The 22,473-nt window shown below is 29.1% G+C and carries 20 protein-coding genes; 3 read left to right on the top strand and 17 right to left on the bottom strand.

Translation table 11 applies throughout. The annotated features are described in order from the left end of the window. Position 1: 1 nt before the first annotated feature. The 8 genes from queA to lysS all read right to left on the bottom strand — a co-directional run bounded on the left by queA (position 2) and on the right by lysS (position 7,896). Positions 2-1,030 carry a tRNA preQ1(34) S-adenosylmethionine ribosyltransferase-isomerase QueA gene (queA, locus tag FOC48_RS02410; protein WP_003146433.1) on the bottom strand — a complete coding sequence of 343 codons (1,029 nt, stop codon included), beginning with the start codon at positions 1,028-1,030 and terminating at the stop codon, positions 2-4. 166 nt (positions 1,031-1,196) lie between these two features. After that, on the bottom strand, positions 1,197-2,360 hold the full coding sequence (locus FOC48_RS02405) for an FtsW/RodA/SpoVE family cell cycle protein (protein WP_254263191.1): 1,164 nt from the start codon (positions 2,358-2,360) through the stop codon (positions 1,197-1,199). Positions 2,361-2,412: 52 nt separating this feature from the next. Then, on the bottom strand, positions 2,413-2,697 hold the full coding sequence (locus tag FOC48_RS02400; RefSeq protein ID WP_003146436.1) for a DUF1507 family protein: 285 nt from the start codon (positions 2,695-2,697) through the stop codon (positions 2,413-2,415). A 10-nt stretch (positions 2,698-2,707) separates the two neighbouring features. Continuing rightward, complete coding sequence (locus FOC48_RS02395) at positions 2,708-2,908, bottom strand: YqgQ family protein (RefSeq protein WP_003146438.1); 201 nt, start codon at positions 2,906-2,908, stop codon at positions 2,708-2,710. 10 nt (positions 2,909-2,918) lie between these two features. Beyond that, positions 2,919-4,355, bottom strand: a complete 1,437-nt coding sequence (locus tag FOC48_RS02390; protein ID WP_003146439.1) for a tetratricopeptide repeat protein — start codon at positions 4,353-4,355, stop codon at positions 2,919-2,921. A 39-nt stretch (positions 4,356-4,394) separates the two neighbouring features. After that, positions 4,395-4,898 carry a PTS sugar transporter subunit IIA gene (locus tag FOC48_RS02385; protein ID WP_003146441.1) on the bottom strand — a complete coding sequence of 168 codons (504 nt, stop codon included), beginning with the start codon at positions 4,896-4,898 and terminating at the stop codon, positions 4,395-4,397. A 283-nt stretch (positions 4,899-5,181) separates the two neighbouring features. After that, positions 5,182-6,246 carry a signal recognition particle-docking protein FtsY gene (gene ftsY / locus FOC48_RS02380; protein ID WP_003146442.1) on the bottom strand — a complete coding sequence of 355 codons (1,065 nt, stop codon included), beginning with the start codon at positions 6,244-6,246 and terminating at the stop codon, positions 5,182-5,184. Between the two features lie 150 nt (positions 6,247-6,396). Further along, a complete protein-coding gene (lysS, locus tag FOC48_RS02375; protein WP_003146443.1) occupies positions 6,397-7,896 on the bottom strand; it encodes a lysine--tRNA ligase in 1,500 nt (499 codons plus the stop codon). Positions 7,897-8,256: 360 nt separating this feature from the next. Here lysS and FOC48_RS02370 point away from each other — a divergent pair, with 360 nt between their 5' ends. Together FOC48_RS02370 and FOC48_RS02365 are read left to right on the top strand one after the other, a co-directional pair. Further along, positions 8,257-9,573 carry an APC family permease gene (locus FOC48_RS02370; RefSeq protein WP_003146444.1) on the top strand — a complete coding sequence of 439 codons (1,317 nt, stop codon included), beginning with the start codon at positions 8,257-8,259 and terminating at the stop codon, positions 9,571-9,573. Between the two features lie 253 nt (positions 9,574-9,826). Beyond that, the gene (locus FOC48_RS02365) at positions 9,827-10,720 is read left to right on the top strand and encodes a hypothetical protein (protein ID WP_003146445.1); all 894 of its coding nucleotides are present in this window, start codon (positions 9,827-9,829) and stop codon (positions 10,718-10,720) included. A 39-nt stretch (positions 10,721-10,759) separates the two neighbouring features. On the opposite strand, the gene FOC48_RS02360 is transcribed toward FOC48_RS02365, so the two are convergent. Further along, positions 10,760-11,407: a GDSL-type esterase/lipase family protein gene (locus FOC48_RS02360; RefSeq protein WP_003146446.1), complete on the bottom strand. Its 648-nt coding sequence runs from the start codon at positions 11,405-11,407 to the stop codon at positions 10,760-10,762. Between the two features lie 169 nt (positions 11,408-11,576). On the opposite strand from FOC48_RS02360, the gene FOC48_RS02355 reads away from it, so the two are divergent. Beyond that, positions 11,577-12,482 (top strand): cation diffusion facilitator family transporter, encoded by a 906-nt coding sequence (locus tag FOC48_RS02355; RefSeq protein ID WP_003146447.1) that lies wholly within the window; start codon positions 11,577-11,579, stop codon positions 12,480-12,482. Between the two features lie 31 nt (positions 12,483-12,513). On the opposite strand, the gene FOC48_RS02350 is transcribed toward FOC48_RS02355, so the two are convergent. The 8 genes from FOC48_RS02350 to FOC48_RS02315 all read right to left on the bottom strand — a co-directional run bounded on the left by FOC48_RS02350 (position 12,514) and on the right by FOC48_RS02315 (position 22,473). Continuing rightward, positions 12,514-13,209: a YjjG family noncanonical pyrimidine nucleotidase gene (locus FOC48_RS02350; RefSeq protein ID WP_003146448.1), complete on the bottom strand. Its 696-nt coding sequence runs from the start codon at positions 13,207-13,209 to the stop codon at positions 12,514-12,516. A 99-nt stretch (positions 13,210-13,308) separates the two neighbouring features. Beyond that, positions 13,309-14,352, bottom strand: coding sequence for an LLM class flavin-dependent oxidoreductase (locus FOC48_RS02345; RefSeq protein ID WP_003146449.1), 1,044 nt, complete (start codon positions 14,350-14,352; stop codon positions 13,309-13,311). A gap of 62 nt (positions 14,353-14,414) precedes the next feature. Continuing rightward, positions 14,415-14,822 carry a MarR family winged helix-turn-helix transcriptional regulator gene (locus FOC48_RS02340; protein WP_003146450.1) on the bottom strand — a complete coding sequence of 136 codons (408 nt, stop codon included), beginning with the start codon at positions 14,820-14,822 and terminating at the stop codon, positions 14,415-14,417. A gap of 141 nt (positions 14,823-14,963) precedes the next feature. Beyond that, entirely contained in the window at positions 14,964-16,754 is a 1,791-nt protein-coding gene (locus tag FOC48_RS02335) for an ABC transporter ATP-binding protein (protein ID WP_003146451.1), read from the bottom strand. After that, positions 16,747-18,900 (bottom strand): ABC transporter ATP-binding protein, encoded by a 2,154-nt coding sequence (locus FOC48_RS02330; RefSeq protein ID WP_003146452.1) that lies wholly within the window; start codon positions 18,898-18,900, stop codon positions 16,747-16,749. Before FOC48_RS02330 ends, FOC48_RS02335 begins: the two co-directional genes overlap by 8 nt. Then, on the bottom strand, positions 18,887-19,351 hold the full coding sequence (locus tag FOC48_RS02325) for a MarR family winged helix-turn-helix transcriptional regulator (protein WP_003146455.1): 465 nt from the start codon (positions 19,349-19,351) through the stop codon (positions 18,887-18,889). Before FOC48_RS02325 ends, FOC48_RS02330 begins: the two co-directional genes overlap by 14 nt. A gap of 183 nt (positions 19,352-19,534) precedes the next feature. Next, a complete protein-coding gene (locus FOC48_RS02320) occupies positions 19,535-20,875 on the bottom strand; it encodes an ISL3 family transposase (RefSeq protein ID WP_003148113.1) in 1,341 nt (446 codons plus the stop codon). A gap of 152 nt (positions 20,876-21,027) precedes the next feature. Next, positions 21,028-22,473 (bottom strand): N-acetylmuramoyl-L-alanine amidase, encoded by a 1,446-nt coding sequence (locus tag FOC48_RS02315; protein ID WP_003146461.1) that lies wholly within the window; start codon positions 22,471-22,473, stop codon positions 21,028-21,030.

Genomic DNA, 22,473 nt, shown 5'->3' with positions numbered 1-22,473 from the left:
ATTATATTATTATCATAGCATCCCCAAAACTGAAGAAACGATATTTATTTTCAACTGCTATATTATATAATTCAATAACTTTTTCTCTATCATAAAATGCACTTACAAGCATTATTAATGATGATTTCGGTAAATGGAAGTTAGTAATTAATCCATCAACACATTTAAATTCAAATCCCGGATAGATAAAAATATTTGTCCAACCTGAGGCTGCAACAATTTTTCCATTATTGTCTCGAGCAATTGTTTCTAATGTTCTTGTTGTAGTAGTACCTACAGAAAATACTCTTCCCTCATTTTCTTTTGTTTTATTAATAAGTTCCGCTGTTTTTTCATCTAGTGTATAATATTCTGAGTGCATATCATGATCTTCAATATTTTCTACAGCAACAGGTCTAAATGTACCTAGTCCAACATGAAGAGTTAAATATGCTATATTCACACCTTTTTCTTTTATTCTATCTAATAGTTCATTTGTAAAGTGAAGACCGGCAGTTGGAGCAGCCGAACTTCCCACTTCTTTAGAATAAACTGTTTGATATCTTTCTTTATCAGTTAATCGTTCTTTAATATATGGTGGTAAAGGCATTGTACCAAGTTCATTTAATCTTTCCTGGAATATTCCTTCATATACAAATTCAAAATGTCTAAATCCATCATCAAGAACTTTAGTACACACAGCTTCCATAATACCATCACCAAATGATACAATACTTCCCTCTTTTATTCTTTTTGCTGGTTTTACTAGACATTCCCAATCATTATGTCCTAGATTTTTTAATAATAATACTTCTATTGCAGCTCCAGTGTCCTTTTTAGCACCATATAAACGAGCTGGCATAACCCTAGTATTATTTAATACCAAAGTATCTCCAGGATTAAAATAATCTATAATATCTGAAAAAACTTTATGTTCATGTGTATTGTTTTTTCTATCTACACATAGTAATTTACTAGTATCTCTTTTTAAAAGAGGAGTTTGTGCAATAAGTTCCTCTGGTAAATAAAAATCAAATTGTTCTAATTTCATCTATAATCTCCTTTAAAAGTTACCTTTACTATTATAGCTTGATTAGCTTAAGTTAGCAAGTATCATCATAATAAATTGTAATTTTTTCAATTTCTAGCAATACTAAAATTTAATAAATAAAAATTCGAATCAATACTATAAAATAATATCAATTCGAATTTCCATTTTATTTTTTGTTACTTCTTAAATATTTAACATGAGCCAAGATATTAGTAGCTATTCCTAATCCTATACTTAATACAAGAATTGAACTACCACCATTACTTATAAATGGTAATGGGACTCCAGTCATCGGGATAGAGGCCGTAACTCCACCAATATTAACTACTCCCTGTACTACTAGTAGACTTGCGAATCCTAATGAGTACATCGCTGAAAAAGTATTTCTTGATTTTGTACCAGAAAATATTACTTTACCAATGATTATTAATAATAAAGTTACTACGAATAAAACACCTATAAAACCTAACTCCTCAGCTATAATAGCAAGTATAAAGTCTGTATGTGCTTCTGGTAAATAACCTAGTTTTTGAATAGAATTTCCTAATCCTCTACCAAATAATCCTCCATTACCAAATGCAACATATGAATTTATTACCTGATCGGCTGCAGCTGCCAAATCCTCAGAAAATGGATTTAAAAATACTTTTAGACGATTTGTTCTATATGAAGTTCCACTACTGAATAATGCACTTTTCAACATAAACAACATTAATACTACCACACCTGCTACTATCGCTAGTGATAATATTTTTTTTATATTTTGCGAATGCATATTAGAGCATAAAGTCATAATACCCATAACCGACAACGTGATAAGTATCATTCCAGTATCATTTTGTAGTGCTATTATAGTAACCAATCCTAAAGGTATACCGAACATTTTCAGTAATTCTGAACTCGTACAAATTTGTCTTAATTTTACTTTTCTAGTTTCTAATATATATGCCATATACATAATGATAAATAACTGTGCTAAAGTTGATGGCTGAAAACTGAACGCACCTATTCTTATCCAAGATCTAGCACCATTGATTGATGGCATAAACAAAGGTAAAAATAGTAGAAACGCTATTACTAGATATCCATTCATTAAAAAGCTTTTATTTTTAAAAACTTCAAAAGGTATTGCAACTGAGAATACTAAAAACGCTATATAAGCGAGTACTACCCACATTGCCTGCCTTTGCAAGAAGTATGTTTCACTTACTGGAATACCTGATGTGAAAGTCCCATACTTATTACCAATCATACTAGCACTATAAACCATCATACAACTTAAGACTAACAATACAAGAAGTGTTAATGCCACTACCCAATCTAATCTCACATGTCTACGTTCATGCTTAATTGATCTATGTATTCTTCTTACAAAATTCATATTAGTTTGCTTTACTTTCTTCTGCTAAATTAGAGTACATTTCGCTAGCTTTATTTTCTAAATCAGCTAGAATTATGCGCCCAGCTTCTTGTGAAATGCAACCTATTTCTACTGCTAAGTTTATTTCTTTAGTAAGACCATAGATTTGAGTATCAATAACATCTTGATAAAGCGGACATTTTCTCTGACCTTTTACCGATACACAAGCATTAATCATTTCTTCAATCTTCACAACATCTTCTTCTATTCTTCTACGAACCTTAATAAATATTAGGTTATTTTCCATTTCTTATCACCTATCCTTTTGATAATTCATAATTAACTTCATGTCTAATTATAGCAATTGCTCTTATAAAATCTTCTTTTGAAATTAATTCTAAACGTCTTAATTCTCTCACTTCATATTCTACCATACTTAATGTATGTTTTCTATCCTTCATATATATAATTATACCAAATGATTTCAAAAATTGTTGCAAATCATAAAAATTTTTCATTAATATCACCTTAAAAATTACTCAATTCATCAACTAGATTTTTATTAGCTTCTCTTCCGTCTAATTCATAAGCTCTTTCTGCATACTCTTTTGCTTTCGAATAATTACCTTCTTGGCGTTCAATTATTGCTAAATTATAATAAAGCGGTGCAAAAGAATCATCAAAATTTATTCCCTCAAGAAAAACTTTCTTAGCATCTTGTTTTGTAGCTGTAGTCATCTTAACCATACCTAACTCATAATAAGTTAAAGCGGATTTATTTTTAGAGTTTAATTCTTTTTCTAAATTGAATATATCTTCATCATTGTATGTTTTTAATAACCTACTATCAACTCTCGAAACTCTAAATCGATTAATTGTACCTTTCGTATTAACACCTGCGATTAAAAATGTTTCACCAAGGAGACAAAAGACTACCATACAAATTAGTGCTATATAAACTCTTTTCTTAACTAAAAATAGTTCTATAAATACTCCTAATACAAAAGAAAAAATATATAAAACTATAGAAGTATCAAATAATATTGAAACCAAGGCCAGATAAACAATTGATATTGCACTAGAATACATGAATTTCAAATTATCATTCTTTTTACTAAGCTGTCCCATAAAAATAGAACCTAAAAGCGCAATATTTGAAACCAAGGCAATATCTAGCACCCCTGAATATCCAAATATCAACAGGAAATTGAACACTAAGGAAACTATTAATAATATTCCAAGGCTTTTCAATATATTAAGAGACTTATTAAATAGAATTGAACTAACCCCGATTGTTGCCAATATTACCAACAATTTCATAGAGTTATCTACTGTAAAAACACTAGTAAATACTCTATAAAATTGACCGCTTATAATTTTCTGATAGCTATACTCGATATATTGATATGCAGAACTATTTCTATTCGATAAATAAATTATAAAATAATTTATTAAGAATAAAATTAAATAAAGACCTGATAATATATTATATTTTACATTAAATACATTTCTATCTAATGTTTGCCTTTTATATAATTCAACCACCCTATTTTTATATCTTAAAGTGTCAGGCGTTCCTTCTATAAAACTCTTATCTTTTTCTTTTAAAAACAGCTTACTATTTTTCTCATTATATAAAATACGTTCGATAATTATGCTATTTGATATTCTATACTTTTTGTAATCTTCTATAATATCATCAAATTCAGGAGAAACATAAAGGATTTTCATTTTTAAACTATTCAGTTTAAACATTTTTTTCAGTCTAACTTCATTTCTAATAACATTAGAAACAATGCTGTCGATTTCTGTTGATTTAAAACTATCTCCGTATATAAATCTTATTAATTCATTATCTTCATTAATAAGCCATACATCTTTTTTTTCTGGACGATAATATAATATACTGTAATTATATTTCGTTATATACAGGTATATAATCTTCCAAAATTTTTTATCATTCATAAATTCGTTACTAATAGTAAAACTTAAATAGACCTAGGTCTATTTAAGTTTTACTTTTGCTACTTCTTGTGAGAAATCAACAGTTTCATTTAATTTTAATACTTCGATATTTGCTACTGCATCCATGTTTGTAATTACACAAGGAGTAATAATATCCTTAGCTTTTTCTTTAACTAACTCTAAGTCATAAGTTAATAAAGTTTGACCTACTTCAACTCTATCTCCTGCAGATACTGCTACATCGAAACCTTCACCTTTCATAGCAACTGTTTCTAATCCAACGTGAATAAGAATTTCTACATCTCCTGATTTAATTCCAAAAGCATGTTTTGTTGGGAATACTTGGATAATTTCTCCAGCTACTGGTGAAATAAGTTTCCCTTCTTCAGGAATAATAGCAAATCCATCTCCCATCATTTTTTGAGCAAATACTGGGTCCGGTACTTCTGTAATATCTACTACTTTACCTTTCATGTATGAGCTTAAAACAACCTCATTTACTTGCTCTTCTTTTTTTCCGAATAATTTAGATAAAAATCCCATCTTAATCCTCCATATATAATTACCTTCTTAATATATATATTATATACTTTTATTACAATTTTTTCAATTAATTTTCGGAAATAATTTCAAATTTAATACTAAAATATTTCTATGTTAATTATTGATTTTAAAATAATACAAAAAAGAGAGATTTTCCAAATATGATTTCGTAAATCCAATTTATGAAAAATCTCACTTAAATATTTATTAAAACTTCAAATTTTAAAAAATTTTATAACTTTTTAGTATTTTTAAGTTTATAAATTGAACTATATCAATATTGCTATTCTGCTTCTGATTGTTCTTCAGTTTTATCAGAGTTTTCTTGATAAAATAGTCCATAAATATATTGTTCAGGATCAAATACTTCTAAATCATCGATATTTTCCCCTAAACCTACAAGTTTAACTGGAATACCTAGTTCTTTCTTAATAGCGATGACTATACCACCTTTAGCTGTTCCATCAAGTTTAGTAAGAATAACACCTGTTACATCACTTACTTCTTTAAATGTTTTCGCTTGTAGTATACCGTTTTGACCTGTTGTCGCATCTATTGTTAAAAGTACTTCATGTGGCCCTTCTGGAACTTCTTTTTTAATTACACGGACAATTTTTTCAAGCTCTTTCATAAGATGATCTTTGTTTTGTAGACGACCCGCAGTATCACAAAGTAATACATCATAACCTTTTGCTTTAGCAGATTGAATAGCATCAAAGATAATCGCTGCTGAATCAGCTCCCTCATGTGATTTTACAATGTCTGCACCACTACGTTTTGCCCAAACATCAAGTTGATCAATAGCTCCTGCTCTAAATGTATCTCCAGCAGCTATAAGTACTTTTTTTCCTTCTTTCTTAAGGTTATGAGCTAATTTACCAATAGATGTAGTTTTCCCTACTCCATTAACCCCTACAAATAAGAACACTGAAAGTTCTTTTTCTGGTGCATAGTTTAATTCAGATTTTACTGTTCCTTCCATGTAAACATCTACCAACTTCTCAATGATCATACTTTGAAGCTCACTTGGTTCTTTTAAATTTTGTCTTTGTGACTCAACTTTTAGATAATCAACTAATTCTAATACAGTGTTATAACTAACATCTGATTGAATAAGTAATTCCTCTAAATCTTCAAAAAATTCTTCGTTAATTTCTCTATACGAACTAATTAAGTTATTAAGTGCATTAGAGAAGTTATCACGTGATTTTTTTAGTCCTTTTTTAAATTTTTCAGTTACAAACTGACTCTCGACGAACTCTTCATATTCATCAAGCGAAATCAGTTCTTCATTTAATTCTTCCTTAGCAGAAAATTTTTCTTTTAATTTTTCAAAAAAGCTTGCCATTGGATACTCCTTATATATCTTTTTTATATAATAAAAGGGAGACTAAGCTCCCTTTAATTTCTATTAAAGCTTCCTAAATTTTAGGGAGTTTTAATTTTTGTTATTCCTAATAATGTTCTTTTAATCAGATTTTAATAAATCAATATCGACTTACTTGTGCTTCATGTATGGGAATAACAGTACGTCACGGATTGAAGCTGAGTTAGTTAATAACATAACTAATCTATCAATTCCGATTCCTAATCCACCTGTTGGTGGCATACCGTATTCTAATGCTTCAACGAAGTCTTCATCCATTTCATAAACTTCTTCGTTACCAGCATCTTTTTCATCCATTTGAGCTAAGAATCTTTCTTTTTGATCGATTGGATCGTTTAACTCACTAAATGCATTTGCATGTTCACGTCTAACGATAAATAACTCGAAACGATCAGTAAATCTTGTGTCTTCTGCATTAGTTTTAGCTAATGGAGATACTTCAACTGGGTGACCGTAAACGAATGTTGGTTGAACTAATGTTTCTTCTACAAATGTTTCAAAGAATTCATTAATAATGTGTCCAACTTTCATATCTTTTCTAACTGGAACGTTGTGTTCTTTAGCTAATGCATGAGCCTCTGCATCAGTCATTTCTGGCCAGAAATCAACTCCAGTTACTTCTTTAATAGCATCTACCATATGTACACGACGCCATTTTGGAGTTAAATCAATTTCATCTTCACCATACATAATTTTTGTAGTACCGTGAATTTCATTACAGATGTAAGCAATCATAGATTCTGTTAAATCCATAATATCATTGTAATCTGCATAAGCTTCATATAATTCAATCATTGTAAATTCTGGGTTATGTCTTGTTGATACACCTTCATTACGGAATGCACGACCAATTTCATATACTTTTTCTAATCCACCGACGATTAAACGTTTTAAAGGTAATTCAAGTGCAATACGCATGAATAACTGCATATCTAGTGCATTGTGGTGAGTTACGAATGGACGAGCAGCAGCTCCACCAGCAACTGAGTGCATCATAGGAGTTTCTACTTCTAAGTATCCACGTTCATTTAAGTAGCTACGCATAATTTGAATAATTTTAGAACGTAAAATAAATGTTTCTTTACTGTCTTCATTCATAATTAAGTCTACGTATCTTCTTCTGTAACGCTCTTCAACATCTTTAAGTCCGTGGAATTTGTCTGGTAGTGGACGTAGTGCTTTTGTTAAAATTTCAAATTTATCAGCTTTAACAGATAATTCACCTACGTTAGTTTTGAATAGTACCCCAGTTACACCTACAATATCCCCAAGGTCAAGAGTTTTGAAGTATTCATATGAATCTCCTACTCTATCTTGACGAACGTAAATTTGAACTTGACCACCTAAATCTTGAACGTGAGCAAATCCAGCTTTACCTTTACCACGTTTAGTCATAATACGTCCTGCAATTGTTACAGAAATATTTTTTTCTTCTAATTCTTCTTTACTAAATTTATCATATTCTGCTACGATTTGATCTGAAAGATGTGTTCTTTCAAATTTAGTTCCAAATGGATCTAAACCACTTTCTCTCATAGCTTCCATTTTTTCACGACGAACAAGCATTTGATCATTTAAATCTTGTACATCTACTTTAATTTCTTCTGTCATGTTAAATTCCTTTCTAGTATAATCTAGTAATTTTATTCAGATACTCCTTATTATAACACATTTTCATCCGTTTTGTTAAATCTTTAGGAAGAATTTTTCTAAATTTTTTAACATTTAATCTTTGTACTATTAATTGAAATATTCTAATTTCAATCTTTTATTTAACATAATCTCATAAATAAATATATTGTGAAATTTTCTAACATAATTTGTTAAATTTTTCTTCTGAAACTATTGTTTAGATATAAAAAATAAGATATAATAAGTACGCCTAGAAATTAATAAGAAAAACAACCATAAAAATTTTAAAAATTAAATATTATTAAAAAATATTCCATATTATATAAGGGGGGGATTCTTTTGGAAAATTTAAGAAAAGAAATTGGATTTTTTGGAGCTTTTTCTACAGTAGTTGGCGTAGTAATTGGTTCAGGGGTATTTTTTAAAGCGGCAGTTATATATAAAACTACAGGAAACGTCAGCCTTGGTCTACTAGCTTGGATTCTTGCTGGAATTATAAGTATTTGTGCGGGATTAACTACTGCTGAGCTTGCTGCCGCTATACCGGAAACCGGGGGTATGATAGTTTGGGTTGAAAAGGCTTATGGAAAAACAATATCATACTTACTTGGTTGGGCTCAGGCTGTAATATATTATCCTGCTAGTATAGCTGCAGCCGCCGCTATTTTTTCAACACAATTTCTAAATCTTTTTGGTGTTGACAAGAAATATTCAATACTTGTAGGAGCATGTGCCGCTACTACGGTAACAGGTTTAAACTTACTTGGTAGTAAGGCGAGTGGTCATATTCAAACTATTGCTACTGTTTGTAAACTTATACCAATTATAGCAATTATTGTTTTCGGATTATTACAACCTAATCCTACGACAATTGAACTTTTTCCTAGTAGTTCATCATCAACTAGTTCTACACCTCTAGCTGCTCTTGGTGCTGCAATGTTAGCCGCCATGTATGGTTATGACGGATGGAGTAATGTTGGAACTATTGCTGGTGAAATGAAAAATCCGAAAAAAGATTTACCACGCGCAATTTTATATGGTTTACTAGTAATAACAGCAATTTATCTACTAATAAATGTAGCGTATCTACTTACTATGCCTATGGAACAAATAGCAGGTAACGGTAATGTTCCTAATGATGTAGCTACTAAGTTATTTGGACCAAATGGTGGTAAAATAATAACCATTGGTATTATGATTAGTGTTTACGGAACTATGAATGGTTTTACTATGACAGCTATTCGCGTTCCTTATGCAATGGCAATGAAAGATCAGATTCCATTTAAAAACTTCTGGATCAAACTAAATAGATTCTCAATTCCATATTTCTCAGCTTTAGTAACTTTAGTTTTAACTATTGCGATGATGTTTACAGGAGAATTTGATACTCTTACAGATTTTCTTTTATTTACAATTTGGATTTTCTTCATAGCGACATTTTTCGCTGTATTTGTCCTTAGAAAAAGAGAACCTGATATGCCACGCCCATATAAAGTTCCATTTTACCCTATAGTTCCTTGGATTTCTATCATAGGTGGAGCTTACATAGTACTCGCTGCTATTATTACTCAATTTATATTAGCTATAAGTGGTGTTATTATTACATTACTTGGTTTAGTATTTTACACAGAAACTCATAAAAAATTCAAAAAATAACTATTTAATTAAACTATATAAATTCAAATACTCAACTAAAAAATGGATCTTAAAATTCTTTCTTTAATAATGAATGACTTTTAAGGTCCATTCATTTTATTGATATTCAATTTTTTTTTTGATAAAATATGATTATAACTTTTTTCATTTTGTAAAGAAGATTGAAGTTATCCCCCTAGCATTTTGCTATGGATAACTTCAATATTTTTTGTAAAATCATGTGAGGTAAAATGTAAATAAGGAGGAAGTTTTTGTGTTAAAATTTATTTTAAAAAAAGAAACTATACTTACAACTTTATACACAATTTCATTGTCTTTATTAATAAGTAAATTCTCAATAGACTATTTATATATGGATAAGTCAATATATGGATTCATTCATTTTATACTACTTTTTACAATTTTCTTTAATAGTTGGTTAATAGAAGTAGTTCATTTAAATAGATATGGTAAAGATAGTTTTCTAAATTATTTCTTTTTAATTTTTCAAACACTTGTTGTCTTAAATTTATTAATAAGAAATACATTTGATATTAAATTCATTCTTGCAACATTAGTGCTCCTATCAGTTATATTAAGTGTTCAACATATTACAGAGTACATTCTCATAGATAATAAACAATTAATGATAAAAAAATTAACGGAACCGTTTAGTTATATTCACACTGGTCGAACATTAGCTCTCTTTTTAGGTTTTTTATTTATTGATTATTGTTATTGGTTTATATTTTTTGCTTTTATGATAAGTCAACTATTCCCAAGTTTCATATCTAGAAGTATTCATGTGAAAGATATTAATTTTAATCATTTAACTAATCATTTATTTATTATGACAAATTTTATTACTCTTTCTCTGATATTAAGTGATTTAAATCTTAATATCCCTGTGGATAGATATTGGTTAATTAGTATTATTTTTATTATTTTACTAAGTATCTATAATAGAATTTTCAAAACTATCGATCGAACTTTAACTAAGCAATCTGGTAATACATACATAATCGGAATATATTTTACAATATTTAGTATAACTTTTGTTAATCAATTTATTATTTCAGAATTCAATTTGATATATATACTTCTAGCTATTTTAACAATATATATAAGTAAACTATCTTTTAAACAATATAAAAAACAAATCCGATGATAATCTTTCATATTTAGAAAGTTTATCATCGGATTCTTCTTATCTTGCTTCTTCGTAATCTAACACTTCAGACACTTTACTAGCAATATACTTCGCTAATTTTTCATGATTTTTTTCATCTAAGTGAATACAATCAATTAATGAAGTCTCTGCTACACGCCCCGCATTTAAAAAGTCTACTTCATATTTATCACTAACTTCTTTAAATGTTTGAGCTAAGAATTTTGATTGTTTTAAACTGTTTTCATCAAATTCTCCAAATAAGCTTTGTCTTTCTACTATTTCATCACGTAATGGAACAGGTGAAACAACAAGAATCTTCGGAATTTTATATCCAGCGATTAAATGAGGATTTCTTATATATTTAATATATTCTTCAATCCCTCTAGCAATATGTTTCGCACTCGGATTAAATTGTTTTTTCAAATCATTAGTCCCTAACATAATTATTACTAAATCTACAGGTACGTGACTTAACATTAAAATTGGTAGTGTATCAATACCACATCTAACCGGTACAATCGTATCTTTTGCAGTAACTGTTCTTCCACAAAGAGCTTCTTCTATAATAGTGTCATTAGAACGAAATTCTGCTAGTAATTTAGTCCAACGTTTATCAGTTCTTACTCCATCCTCACCTGGAACATATCCCCAAGTGTTACTATCCCCAATACATAAAATACGCATAATTTTCTCCACCTTTTTCATCTAAATTCTTCTTAATTTTATCAAACTAATATAAAAAAAGCAATAGAGCCAGATGATAAAAGTACTAATAATTGTTATCAGTGCAGTATTTTTGTAAAGTTCTACTTCATGATTTATAATAACAATATTATAAATTAAGGAGGATAAAATGATACAAAAAAATTTTCATCATAAAAAACATTATAAAATTCAATCATATTCAAAAAAAGTACTTTATACAACATTAATTTTAACAATAAGTTTTGCATTATTAGAATATATCGGGGGGCTTCTTTCTAATTCATTAGCGTTATTAGGTGACTCATTCCATATGTTCTCTGATGTTATCGCATTAGGTTTTAGTTTAATTGCTTTGATATTCAGTTCAAAAAAGCCAAATAAAAAATACACTTTTGGTTTTGTGAGATTAGAAGTATTAGCTGCCTTTATTAACGGTTTAATGCTAGTTGGTATTTCTATTTATTTAATTTTTGAAGGATTTATGAGATTTTTCAATCCTAAAGACATTGATTTCAAATCAATGCTGATAATATCGACAATAGGATTAATCTTCAATATTGTAGTAACAATAATTTTAACAAAAAGTTTAAAAGAAGAAGATAATCTTAATATTCAAAGTGCTTTATGGCATTTCCTTGGTGATTTAATTAGTTCAATTGGAATTATAATTTCTTCAACAATTATTTACTTTACAAACTATCAAATTGTTGACGTTATTATGAGTATTATTATCAGTATAATATTATTTAAAGGCGGATATAAAATTACTAAATCATCATTTGTAATTTTAATGGAAGCTACTACTCTAGATACTGAAGAAGTTTACAATAAGATTAAAAAAATAGAAGGCATCGTAGATATTCATGAATTTCACATTTGGCACACTGATACAAATGAAATCAACGCAGCAATGCACATTCTTTTAAATGAGTATAATACAGCTAAAGATTACACAATAGTAGAAAATATAAAAATACTTCTTAAAGAAGAATATAATATTGAACATTGCTTTATCGCGCTAGAAAATATTAAATACAACAATCATAGTTTATAAAAAAAGGAGTCTAAGTTGATATTTTTTCAACTTAGACTCCTTTTTTTAATTCCAATAAATCTATCGTCTTCTCAATTTTATACGTAGGTACTAGCTCTGGATTTAAGATTTTATGAATATCTACTAAACAACTATCAATCCCTGCATTATTAGCACCTAATATATCCGATGTAAGAGTATCTCCTATCATTAAAACTTCATCCTTATTTTCAACACAGATTTCTTTTAAAATAATATCAAAAAATTCTTTATCTGGCTTTTTACTTCCAATTTCTTCGGAAATAAAAATCTTCTCAAAGTATTTATTAAGATTATTATTTTTTAATCTTGTATGTTGAGTAACACCTATTCCATTAGAAGCTACATATAATTTATGAGTTGTTGTTAGTTTCTCTAACATCTCAATTATTCCATCAAAAAGTTGATTTCCTTCAGCAAGATACCCTCTATATCTTTTATCTACTTCACTACCATCAACTTTTCTATCAAACAACTTAAAAAATCTTATAAATCTTTCACTAGTGACTTCTTTATTCGATATTTCTCCACATTCAAAACTTCTCCATAAAGATTTATTTATCGTTTCATATTTTTCAAACAACTCATCATTATACTCAATATTTTCATCTTTCAATAATTTTTTAAAAGCTAAAACTTGTGCTTTACCGAAATCTAATAAAGTATCATCTAAATCAAATAATAAATATTTATACTTATCTAAAATCATCTGTACTCTCCATCTTTTTATTGTCTATTTATTATAACATAGAGTATCATTTTTTAGAAAAAATAGCTTTACTTGAATTAGAAATTATATTTCAATTACTTATTTATTTTTAAAATATTCACGAACTCGTGGAGCTACTTCTTCTCCAAATAGTTTTATAGCTTTCATTATATCTTCATGTGGCATAGAGCCAAGTGGTAAATGTAGCATAAATCTATCTAGTCCTAAAGTTTCTATCATATCGATAAGTTTATTTGCAACTGTTTCTGGACTACCTACTAACATAGATCCATCTGGTCCTACGCTATTTAAATATTGTTCGAAAGTAAGAGGTCTCCAAAACGGTCTATCTTTCGAAATTGCATCAACAACCTGTTTTGTAGGATGGAAATATTTTTTAATCGCTTCTTCATCCGTTTCAGCTACAAATCCCCAAGAATGTGAAGCAACTTTTAATCTATCTTCACTATGACCTGCATTACGTCCTATAGCTCTATAATAATCTATTAAACCTTTGAAAGCTTTGTATTGACCTCCAATTATAGCATATGCTATCGGTAATCCTTTTTGAGCAATTTTTATAGTAGACTCTGTATTTCCACCTGTCGCTACCCAAATTGGAAAATCTTCTTGAACACTTCTTGGATATACTCCCTTATTTTCTACCTTTTGTGTATGTTTTCCTTCCCATGTTAACATTTCATTAGCTTTAATTTTCTCTAACATTGCTAATTTTTCATCGAATAGTTCTTCATAATCACCTAAATCATAACCGAACAACGGAAATGATTCTGTAAATGATCCACGACCTACCATTACTTCTGCTCTACCATTAGATATTGCATCAATAGTTGCATATTGTTGATAAACTCTTACTGGGTCTGATGATGATAATACTGTTACCGCTGAACTTAATTTTATATTCTTAGTAACAGCTGCGCCAGCTGCAAGTAATATCTCAGGTGCTGATACTGCAAAATCTTCTCTATGATGCTCACCGATTGCATAAAGATCTAAACCAACTTCATCAGCAAGTTTCATTTCCTCAATCATATTTCTAATACGTTCATCATGTGCAGGTATTATTCCTGTACCTTCAATTTCTGTAGTTTCACCAAATGTACTAATTCCTAACTCTATCATTTTATATCCTCCTATATTATCTCAATTTCAAGATATTTATTTATTAAAAAAGGCGTAAGCCTCTAGTTTATTTTTTTTAAGATTTCTTTTAATATTACTAACTCTTTGTCATTTATTTTTTCAAAAATTCTCTTAGTATTTTTTTTATGAATTGGAAAAATATCATCGATTAATTTCATTCCTTCTTCAGTCAATCTTATATAAGTTACTCTTTTATCTTTTTGACTAACATTTCTTGTAATATAACCTTTTTTTTCAAGACTATCAACAACATAAGTTGCACTACCACTAGCAAGCAATATTCTATCTCGTATTTCTTGAATACTCTTCTCACCTTTACTATATAAAAATTCCATAACAGAAAATTCAGTCGCGTTAATTGGATAATTCTTTAAAGTTTTCTTTAAATCATCTACTAATAAATTGCTTGCTCTCATTATTCCGATAACGGCTTTAAACTCATTATTCATAAGGATTCTCCTGTTTTTACTATAAATATTTCTTTTAACAATTATCTCGAATATGAGATAATTATACTTTATTAACTTTATATTGTCAAAGAAATAACATTAAAAGACATCTAGAGATAATTCTCTAAATGTCTTTCTTGATTATTCTTCAAATTGACTTTGATATAATTCTGAATAGAAACCTTTTTGTTCTAATAACTCATCATGGTTTCCTTGTTCGATAATATCCCCATCTTTTAACACAAGAATCTTATCTGCATTTCTAATTGTTGATAAACGGTGAGCTATAACGAATGTAGTACGACCTTCCATAAGTTTATTCATAGCTTTTTGAATTAGTACTTCTGTACGTGTATCTACACTTGAAGTTGCCTCGTCAAGAATTAATATAGGTTTATCAGCAAGTATTGCACGAGCAATTGTTAATAATTGTTTCTGTCCTTGCGATATATTTGAGGCATCTTCATTCAATTCCATATCATATCCACCCGGTAATGTTTTAATAAAGTGGTGAATATGTGCTGCTTTTGCCGCTTCTATTACTTCTTCGTCAGTCGCATCCAAGCGACCATAGCGAAGGTTTTCCATTATTGTCCCTTTAAATAACCATGTGTCTTGCAGTACCATTGTGAAGTAAGAACGAAGCTCAGCTCTATCTAATTTAGAAATATCTTTTCCATCAATAAAGATATTTCCACCATTATTATCATAGAACCTCATAAGTAGTTTAACCATTGTAGTCTTTCCAGCACCTGTAGGACCAACTATAGCGATCATCTCACCTTTTTTAACATCACTTGTGAAGTTTTTAATAATTATTTGGTCTTCAACATAGCCAAATTTAACTTTATCAAATACAACATTACCTTCTTTATTAGTAACTGTTTCAAGAACTTCTGCATCTTCTTCATCTTTAGCATCCAAGAACTCAAATACTCTTTCCCCTGCTGCAGCCATTTTTTGAATTTCTGACATAGACTGAGCTATTTGACCAATCGGCTGAGTAAAGTTTCTTATATATTGGATAAAGGCTTGAATATCACCTACACCAATAGTTCCTTTAGAAACTAATAATCCACCAGAGAATACAATACCAACATAACCAAGGTTACCAACAAAGTTAATCACAGGGAACATTAATCCTGAGAAAAAGTTTGCTTTCCATGATGATGTATATAATTGCTCATTTTTATCATTAAATTCTTTAACACTTTTTTCTTTGTAGTTAAATGCTGCTATGATATTTTGACCCGCAAAGCTTTCTTCAACCTGCCCATTGACATCAGAAAGCATATCTTGCTGGCTTTTGAAATATTTTTGACTCCATTTTGTTATAGCACCTAATAATATCCCCGAAACTGGAATTAAAGCTAACGCAATTAATGTCATTAGAGGACTTATTGTAAACATCATTACAAGAACACCTAATACAGTCGCCGTATTAGAAATAATTTGTGTAAAACTTTGGTTTAGCGATTGACCTAACGTATCTACGTCGTTTGTTACACGTGATAAAGTTTCACCTACTGTACGTTGTTCAAAGTATTCAACAGGTAAAGTATTTATTTTCTTACTAATATCTTTACGAATGTCATAAGTCATTTGTTGAGAAATATTACTCATTAACCAACCTTGAATAAACATAAATAATGATGAAAGTATATATAAACCTAATACAGTAAGCAATATTCCAGCTATTTTCTCAAAGTTAATACTACCTTCATTACTAATCTTAGCTACTAATCCTTCAAAAAGTTCTGTAGTTGCTTTCCCCATAATCTTAGGTCCTACTATACCAAATACAGTACTAGCTAATGCAAAGAATACTATCAATATGCTTGAGAATTTATACTGTGTAAACATCAATTTGATAATTCTTTTTAATGTTCCAGAAAAATTAGTTGCTTTTTCGATTTTTGTATCTCTATCCATGATGTTTACCTCCTTTTTTTAATTCTTCTTCACTAAGTTGACTTTCTGCAATTTCTAAATACGTTGGACAACTTTCTAGAAGTTCTTGGTGTTTTCCAATTCCTACAATCTTACCTTCATTCATTACGATAATCTTATCAGCATTTAGAATTGTTGCGATACGTTGAGCTACTATAATAGTAGTTACCCCAGCCATTTCTTCTCTTAAAGTTTTTCTTAATTTAACATCTGTTTTGTAATCTAATGCTGAGAAACTATCATCAAAAAGTAGAATCTTTGGATTTTTTGCTAGCGCACGAGCAATTGAAAGACGTTGTTTTTGTCCTCCAGAAACATTTGATCCCCCCTGTGAAATTTCACTATTAAATTTATCTTCTTTTTCATTAATAAATTCTATCGCTTGAGCAATTTCAGCAGCTTTTCTCATTTGTTCATCTGAAATATTTTCATCAGCAAATTTAATATTTGATTCAATATTACCACTGAATAATACTCCTTTTTGAGGAACAAATCCTAATATGTCTCTTAATTTACTTAAGCTTATATCTCTGATATTAACTCCATCAATTGAAATCTCACCTTCATTAGCATCAAAATATCTTGGGATTAAGTGAAGCAATGTAGATTTACCACTACCAGTACTTCCTATAATTGCTGTAGTTTTTCCTGCTTCTGCTTCAAAACTAATATTACTTAACACTGGACTATCAGCACCATCAAATGTGAAGCTAACATTGTCAAATTTAAGATTTCCTTTCACATCTTGTAGTTTACTGTCATCAATGTTTTCGCTATCTACAACAGTTACATCAGTAGCCAATACTTCATTGATACGACCAGCAGCAACTTCAGCACGAGGTAGTTGCATCATTAAGAATGTAAAGAACAAGAATGACATTACTATCTGCATTGTATAAGTTATAAATGCCATCATATCTCCAACTTGAATACTACCAGCATCTATATTCTTTCCACCAACCCAGATTATTAATAATGCAATTCCATTCATTATTAACATAATCATCGGCATAAGTGCTGACAATGTTCTGTTGATGAAAAGTTGTTCATTTTTAAGAACAATATTTTCTTTATCAAATCTTTCTTCTTCATATTTTTCACGACCGAAAACACGAATTACAGATATACCAGTTAATGCTTCACGAGTTACTAAGTTAACTCTATCAATAAGTTTTTGCATAATTTTGAATTTAGGCATTACTAAGAATGAGATTATTCCTAATGTTAAACCTAGGATACCTACACCTAACGCAATTATCCATGTCATACCTGTATCTGTTTGTGTAACTTTGTATACTCCGTATACTGCCATCATCGGAGCATAAATTGCAATAAATAACATCATATTTAAAGCATTCTGAATTTGTTGAATATCATTCGTACTTCTTGTGATTAATGAAGCAGTTGAAAACTTATCGATATCTTGTTTAGAAAATGATAATACCTTATTATACAGTTTTTCACGTAAATTATAAGCTATCTTTGAAGAAATTCTACTCGCTATAAAGTTCGAAATAACACTTCCAACACCTGAAATAAATGTTACGATTATCATCATGATTCCAACTTCTTTTAGATAATTTTTTCTAATTTCATTAGTATCAATACCAACATTATTTCTATATTCTTCTTTAACATAACGAATTCCAGCTTGTTTTGTAATCATATCGGCTGAACTTCCTAAATCACTAATTGATTTATTTTTTTGTTCAATTAAGCTAGCTTTTTTAACTAAACCTAGTTTTACTCCTTCTTCGACCTTAGCTAAGTCTAGATTTTCAGATTTTGCACCAGATACTACAGTCATAGTATTTTTTAATATATCATTTAATTCACTACGTTCTTTATCATTTATAGTATCCAGTTTATAAACATCACCGTCTCTTGCATATTTAGATAAAACTTTTTTAATTTCATCATCAGTCATAAATAATTGCAATTCTCTAAATGATTTTTCACTTATTTTTTCCGGAACGGCATCTTCAATACCACTTTGTTGAATACCTTTATCGACAATATTACTTGTGTAAGTTGGAAGCGCAAGCTCTGCAACAACACGAACCCCCAATATTGCAACTAGAAAGATCATCGGCACTAAGAAACCCTTTAAATATTTAATTAGTTTCATTGTTATCCTCCTTATCTTGTATTTCTTCTCGTAATACTAGATTTGTTTTTGTTAATAGTATATTAAAAGCTTCCTTTTCTCTAGCATCAAATTTATCCCACATAGATTTGAACCATACTTCATAAGCTTTTTTATGTGATTCAAGATATTCGATTCCTCTTTCAGATAACTTTATATATTTTTTCCTTTTATCTTTTTCATCTATACTTTGAACTACAAAATCTTTTTCTAATAGCTCACTTACTAGAGCTGTTACCCTAGGCTTTGTCACACATAATTCTTCACCCAATTCTTGCATTGTAATTTTTTCTTTACATGATAAAAATAACATTGCTTGAAACTCTGGTTTTCTAATAGGTGCATTATTTTTTTTATGAATTCTTTTCATTATTTGTCTGAATTCTTCCATCATATCGATTGCCTGATGATATGATATTTCACTCTTGCTCATTTTCTACCTCCTTTATTAAATATAATAGTTCACAATATTAACTAATTAGTTAATCATGTTAACTATTATATTTTATTTTACACTTTTAGTCAATAGAAATTTTGATTTTAATAAAAAAAGATTAACCTAGAGATTATGGCTCTTTGTCAAATTCGGGGCATGGAGAAAAATAGGAAATGAAATCTAGGCAGCATTTTGCTGCTTAGATTTTTTCTTGTTTTCTTTAAGTTTGACATTATTTTTATACTCAGAAACAAATAATCTAGACATAATTAAAATGCGTAATCTGAAATTACTAAAGCTAGAATATCCATAAGATACTCTCTTTAGTAGTTTTATTTTATTATTAAATCCTTCTAATGGACCATTAGAATACTTATATTTAACAGCATTAAGCATATACTCTTTGTGCTTTTTCATAGTATTTATAGCTTTAGATACACCTTTAGATAATCCTCTAGTATCCATATCTATATACTTCTCTAATTCTACAGAATCTTTAGCCTTAATAGCTTCTCTTATCTCATGCACTCTCTCATAGCTAGGTGTAAATTCATCATCTATAGCTAATATATAATCTAATACTTCTTTTCTAGTTACATAGCGTTTAAAGCTTCTAGAATAGAATGTTTTTGTTGAATTTACTTTATCTCTATCTTCTAATATTACTTTCCAGAAGTTCTTTAAAATAGTGTAAGTAGAACTTTTTTTATTCTTATATTGGTTCATTAGTTTTATTCTAGCTTTATTTAATTCTCTATTAATATTTTGTACCATATGGAATCTATCTATAATTATTTTAGCGTTAGGAAACATCTCTCTAATCATATTCATATAAGGAGGGTAAATATCTATACAGATTGTTTTTACTTTCTTTCTTACTTTCCTTGGATATCTCATAAAGTACTGTTTTAATATATGTTGAGTTCTTCCATCTACAATATCTATAAAATCATGTGTTTTAGCATCTAAGAATACGAAGCTCATTCCATTTTTACTGTCTTTAGTTGACTTTATCTCATCAAAACATAGGTGTTCTGGTAGGTTTGAATGAGTCTTAATTTCTACGGCTTCTCTACATGATTTCATTACTCTTACTACTGTAGATACTGATACATTACTTAATTCAGCTATATCTTTAAATGATATTGTCTTAGAAAGATTCTTCATAATGTGAAATATAAGATTTTTAGATATACTGCAGTGTTTTTGTACAAATAATGTTTCAGCACAAAACTTAGAATTACATTCTTTACATTTAAAGCGTTGTTTCTTTAATCGTAGATATGTAGGGCATTCTGATATCTTTAATAAAGCTACTTTTAATGGATCTGTGAATCCATTTTTAACTATATTATTTCCTTCTTTTATACAACCACAGTTTGTACAACACTTTGGATTGTATGATAAAGTCCCATGAAATACGAATGTATCTTGACCGTCTACATTAATTAAATCAAGTTTATCATCCATAGTTATATTTTGGTCTTTTATTAATAGTAAATTTGTGATAAAATTAGACATGACAAATATCCTTTCTTAGTTAATTATTTTTCTACACTTTAATTATATTGGGTATTTGTCTTTTTGTATATAAAAATTGAAATCCGGGGCTGGAATTTTTCCATGCCCCGGATTTAGTATACAACCGAGATTATCTAAGTTAATCTATATTTTTATTTACTAAACACCCATGCTTGAGCAATATTATTTTTTAGATCATTTTCTGTAAATCCATTATAACTTGTAAGTTTTACATCATCATCATTTGGATCATTTATATAGAATTTATCATCTTCAAAGCCTCTAATAACTTTGTACGTTACTCTATCACCGAATACACCAGATTTTAATCTAACAAGAACTGGCTTATTGTCTTTTATAGCACTCTCTATATTTTCAATTAATTTGTCCATCTCAACTCTTTCAACCTTAAGATTATACTTATCTGCGAAAGCTGGGACAATTGTAGGTTGTGTTCCTTGATTTTTAATATAGTATTTATTTCCTGCCCAAGACGCAAGTTCTTCTACTGTTGCTTCATCTTTACCTATGTACTTTGCAATCATAGCAAGTGAAAGAATAGCATCTCCATTAGTCTCGATTGTTTTCTTACTATCTAATCCATATGAAATATTTTTATATGCATCTTGTTTCATATAATACATAGGAACAGAAAGACCTTTTTGAGGTAAGTTTAGTAGCTGTTCTTTTCTCTTAGCATTATAATTATCTACATTTATTAGATAATATAGGTAACCCTTGATTCCCTCTTTTAATGAATCTATATACTGCTTATTCACAGTTTCATTATTCAATAGGTCTACATCAACTTTTTTATCTAAATTTGCTGATATAACTTTTACTTGTGGTAATTTATCACTAAGTTGAGAAAAATTCCCTTGTTTTTCAGAAGACGATACTTTTGATAAATAGTGATCTGAAAGATTTTTCTCGATGCTTCTCGCTACTATTGCAGACTGTTGAGTTCCGTAGTATATTTTTACTCCGAAACTATCTTTATTGCTAGTATTTATAGTATCTATGTCCATTAACAATTCTATTGAATTTTCTGCGGCAATTTTTGTTATTTCTTCTTTTGTAGGAGAAACGTCATCATTGTCCCTAGTTAAAATCACTTTTATACCATCTTTTTCTAATAATTCTTTTAACTGTTTAGCGACTTTTAGATTATAAGACTTAGCGTGTACTCCTTTATAATCAACACCTTCATCTTGTTTTGTTACTGGATTTAATAATATTGAATAAGATTTTAGCTTTTCTTTATTTTGATCTTCAGGGCTCTTCTGTCCACTTCCCAAAATGCTCCATCCTGGTACCCATCCAACAAAACTATCATTTGTCTTAATCTCATACCAAGTATCCGACTTACTTAGCATTTCAACATTATCCCCAGCAGTTACTTTTTTTAATACTGGATATGTATCATCCGGACCTGTTCTCAGCTCTATTTCTTTAGAAATAGTAATATTATTCTGAGCACCAGCCGAAGGATTCATTTTTTCTCCAATGAAGTTTATAAGCCCTCCTATTACTAATAATAATAGTAGTGCAAATATTACTAATAATACTCCATTTCCATTTCTTCTTTTTATTCTCAT

It is taken from the genome of Gemella haemolysans, assembly GCF_012273215.1.
In the GTDB taxonomy this organism is placed as follows: Bacteria; Bacillota; Bacilli; order Staphylococcales; family Gemellaceae; genus Gemella; species Gemella haemolysans_A.
Note: the sequence above shows the minus strand (reverse complement) of the source record. Positions and strands in the feature narration are given on the sequence as shown.

Bases quoted from the DNA above. Each gene is read 5' to 3' on its own strand.
- FOC48_RS02355 (WP_003146447.1), top strand. From the start codon at position 11,577: ATGATACAAAAAAATTTTCATCATAAAAAACATTATAAAATTCAATCA.
- FOC48_RS02330 (WP_003146452.1), bottom strand. From the start codon at position 18,900: ATGAAACTAATTAAATATTTAAAGGGTTTCTTAGTGCCGATGATCTTT.
- FOC48_RS02345 (WP_003146449.1), bottom strand. From the start codon at position 14,352: ATGATAGAGTTAGGAATTAGTACATTTGGTGAAACTACAGAAATTGAA.
- FOC48_RS02340 (WP_003146450.1), bottom strand. From the start codon at position 14,822: ATGAATAATGAGTTTAAAGCCGTTATCGGAATAATGAGAGCAAGCAAT.
- FOC48_RS02395 (WP_003146438.1), bottom strand. From the start codon at position 2,908: ATGAAAAATTTTTATGATTTGCAACAATTTTTGAAATCATTTGGTATA.
- FOC48_RS02400 (WP_003146436.1), bottom strand. From the start codon at position 2,697: ATGGAAAATAACCTAATATTTATTAAGGTTCGTAGAAGAATAGAAGAA.
- FOC48_RS02325 (WP_003146455.1), bottom strand. From the start codon at position 19,351: ATGAGCAAGAGTGAAATATCATATCATCAGGCAATCGATATGATGGAA.
- queA (WP_003146433.1), bottom strand. From the start codon at position 1,030: ATGAAATTAGAACAATTTGATTTTTATTTACCAGAGGAACTTATTGCA.
- FOC48_RS02390 (WP_003146439.1), bottom strand. From the start codon at position 4,355: ATGAATGATAAAAAATTTTGGAAGATTATATACCTGTATATAACGAAA.
- FOC48_RS02335 (WP_003146451.1), bottom strand. From the start codon at position 16,754: ATGGATAGAGATACAAAAATCGAAAAAGCAACTAATTTTTCTGGAACA.
- FOC48_RS02350 (WP_003146448.1), bottom strand. From the start codon at position 13,209: ATGATTTTAGATAAGTATAAATATTTATTATTTGATTTAGATGATACT.
- FOC48_RS02385 (WP_003146441.1), bottom strand. From the start codon at position 4,898: ATGGGATTTTTATCTAAATTATTCGGAAAAAAAGAAGAGCAAGTAAAT.
- FOC48_RS02320 (WP_003148113.1), bottom strand. From the start codon at position 20,875: ATGTCTAATTTTATCACAAATTTACTATTAATAAAAGACCAAAATATA.
- lysS (WP_003146443.1), bottom strand. From the start codon at position 7,896: ATGACAGAAGAAATTAAAGTAGATGTACAAGATTTAAATGATCAAATG.
- FOC48_RS02360 (WP_003146446.1), bottom strand. From the start codon at position 11,407: ATGCGTATTTTATGTATTGGGGATAGTAACACTTGGGGATATGTTCCA.
- FOC48_RS02315 (WP_003146461.1), bottom strand. From the start codon at position 22,473: ATGAGAATAAAAAGAAGAAATGGAAATGGAGTATTATTAGTAATATTT.
- ftsY (WP_003146442.1), bottom strand. From the start codon at position 6,246: ATGGCAAGCTTTTTTGAAAAATTAAAAGAAAAATTTTCTGCTAAGGAA.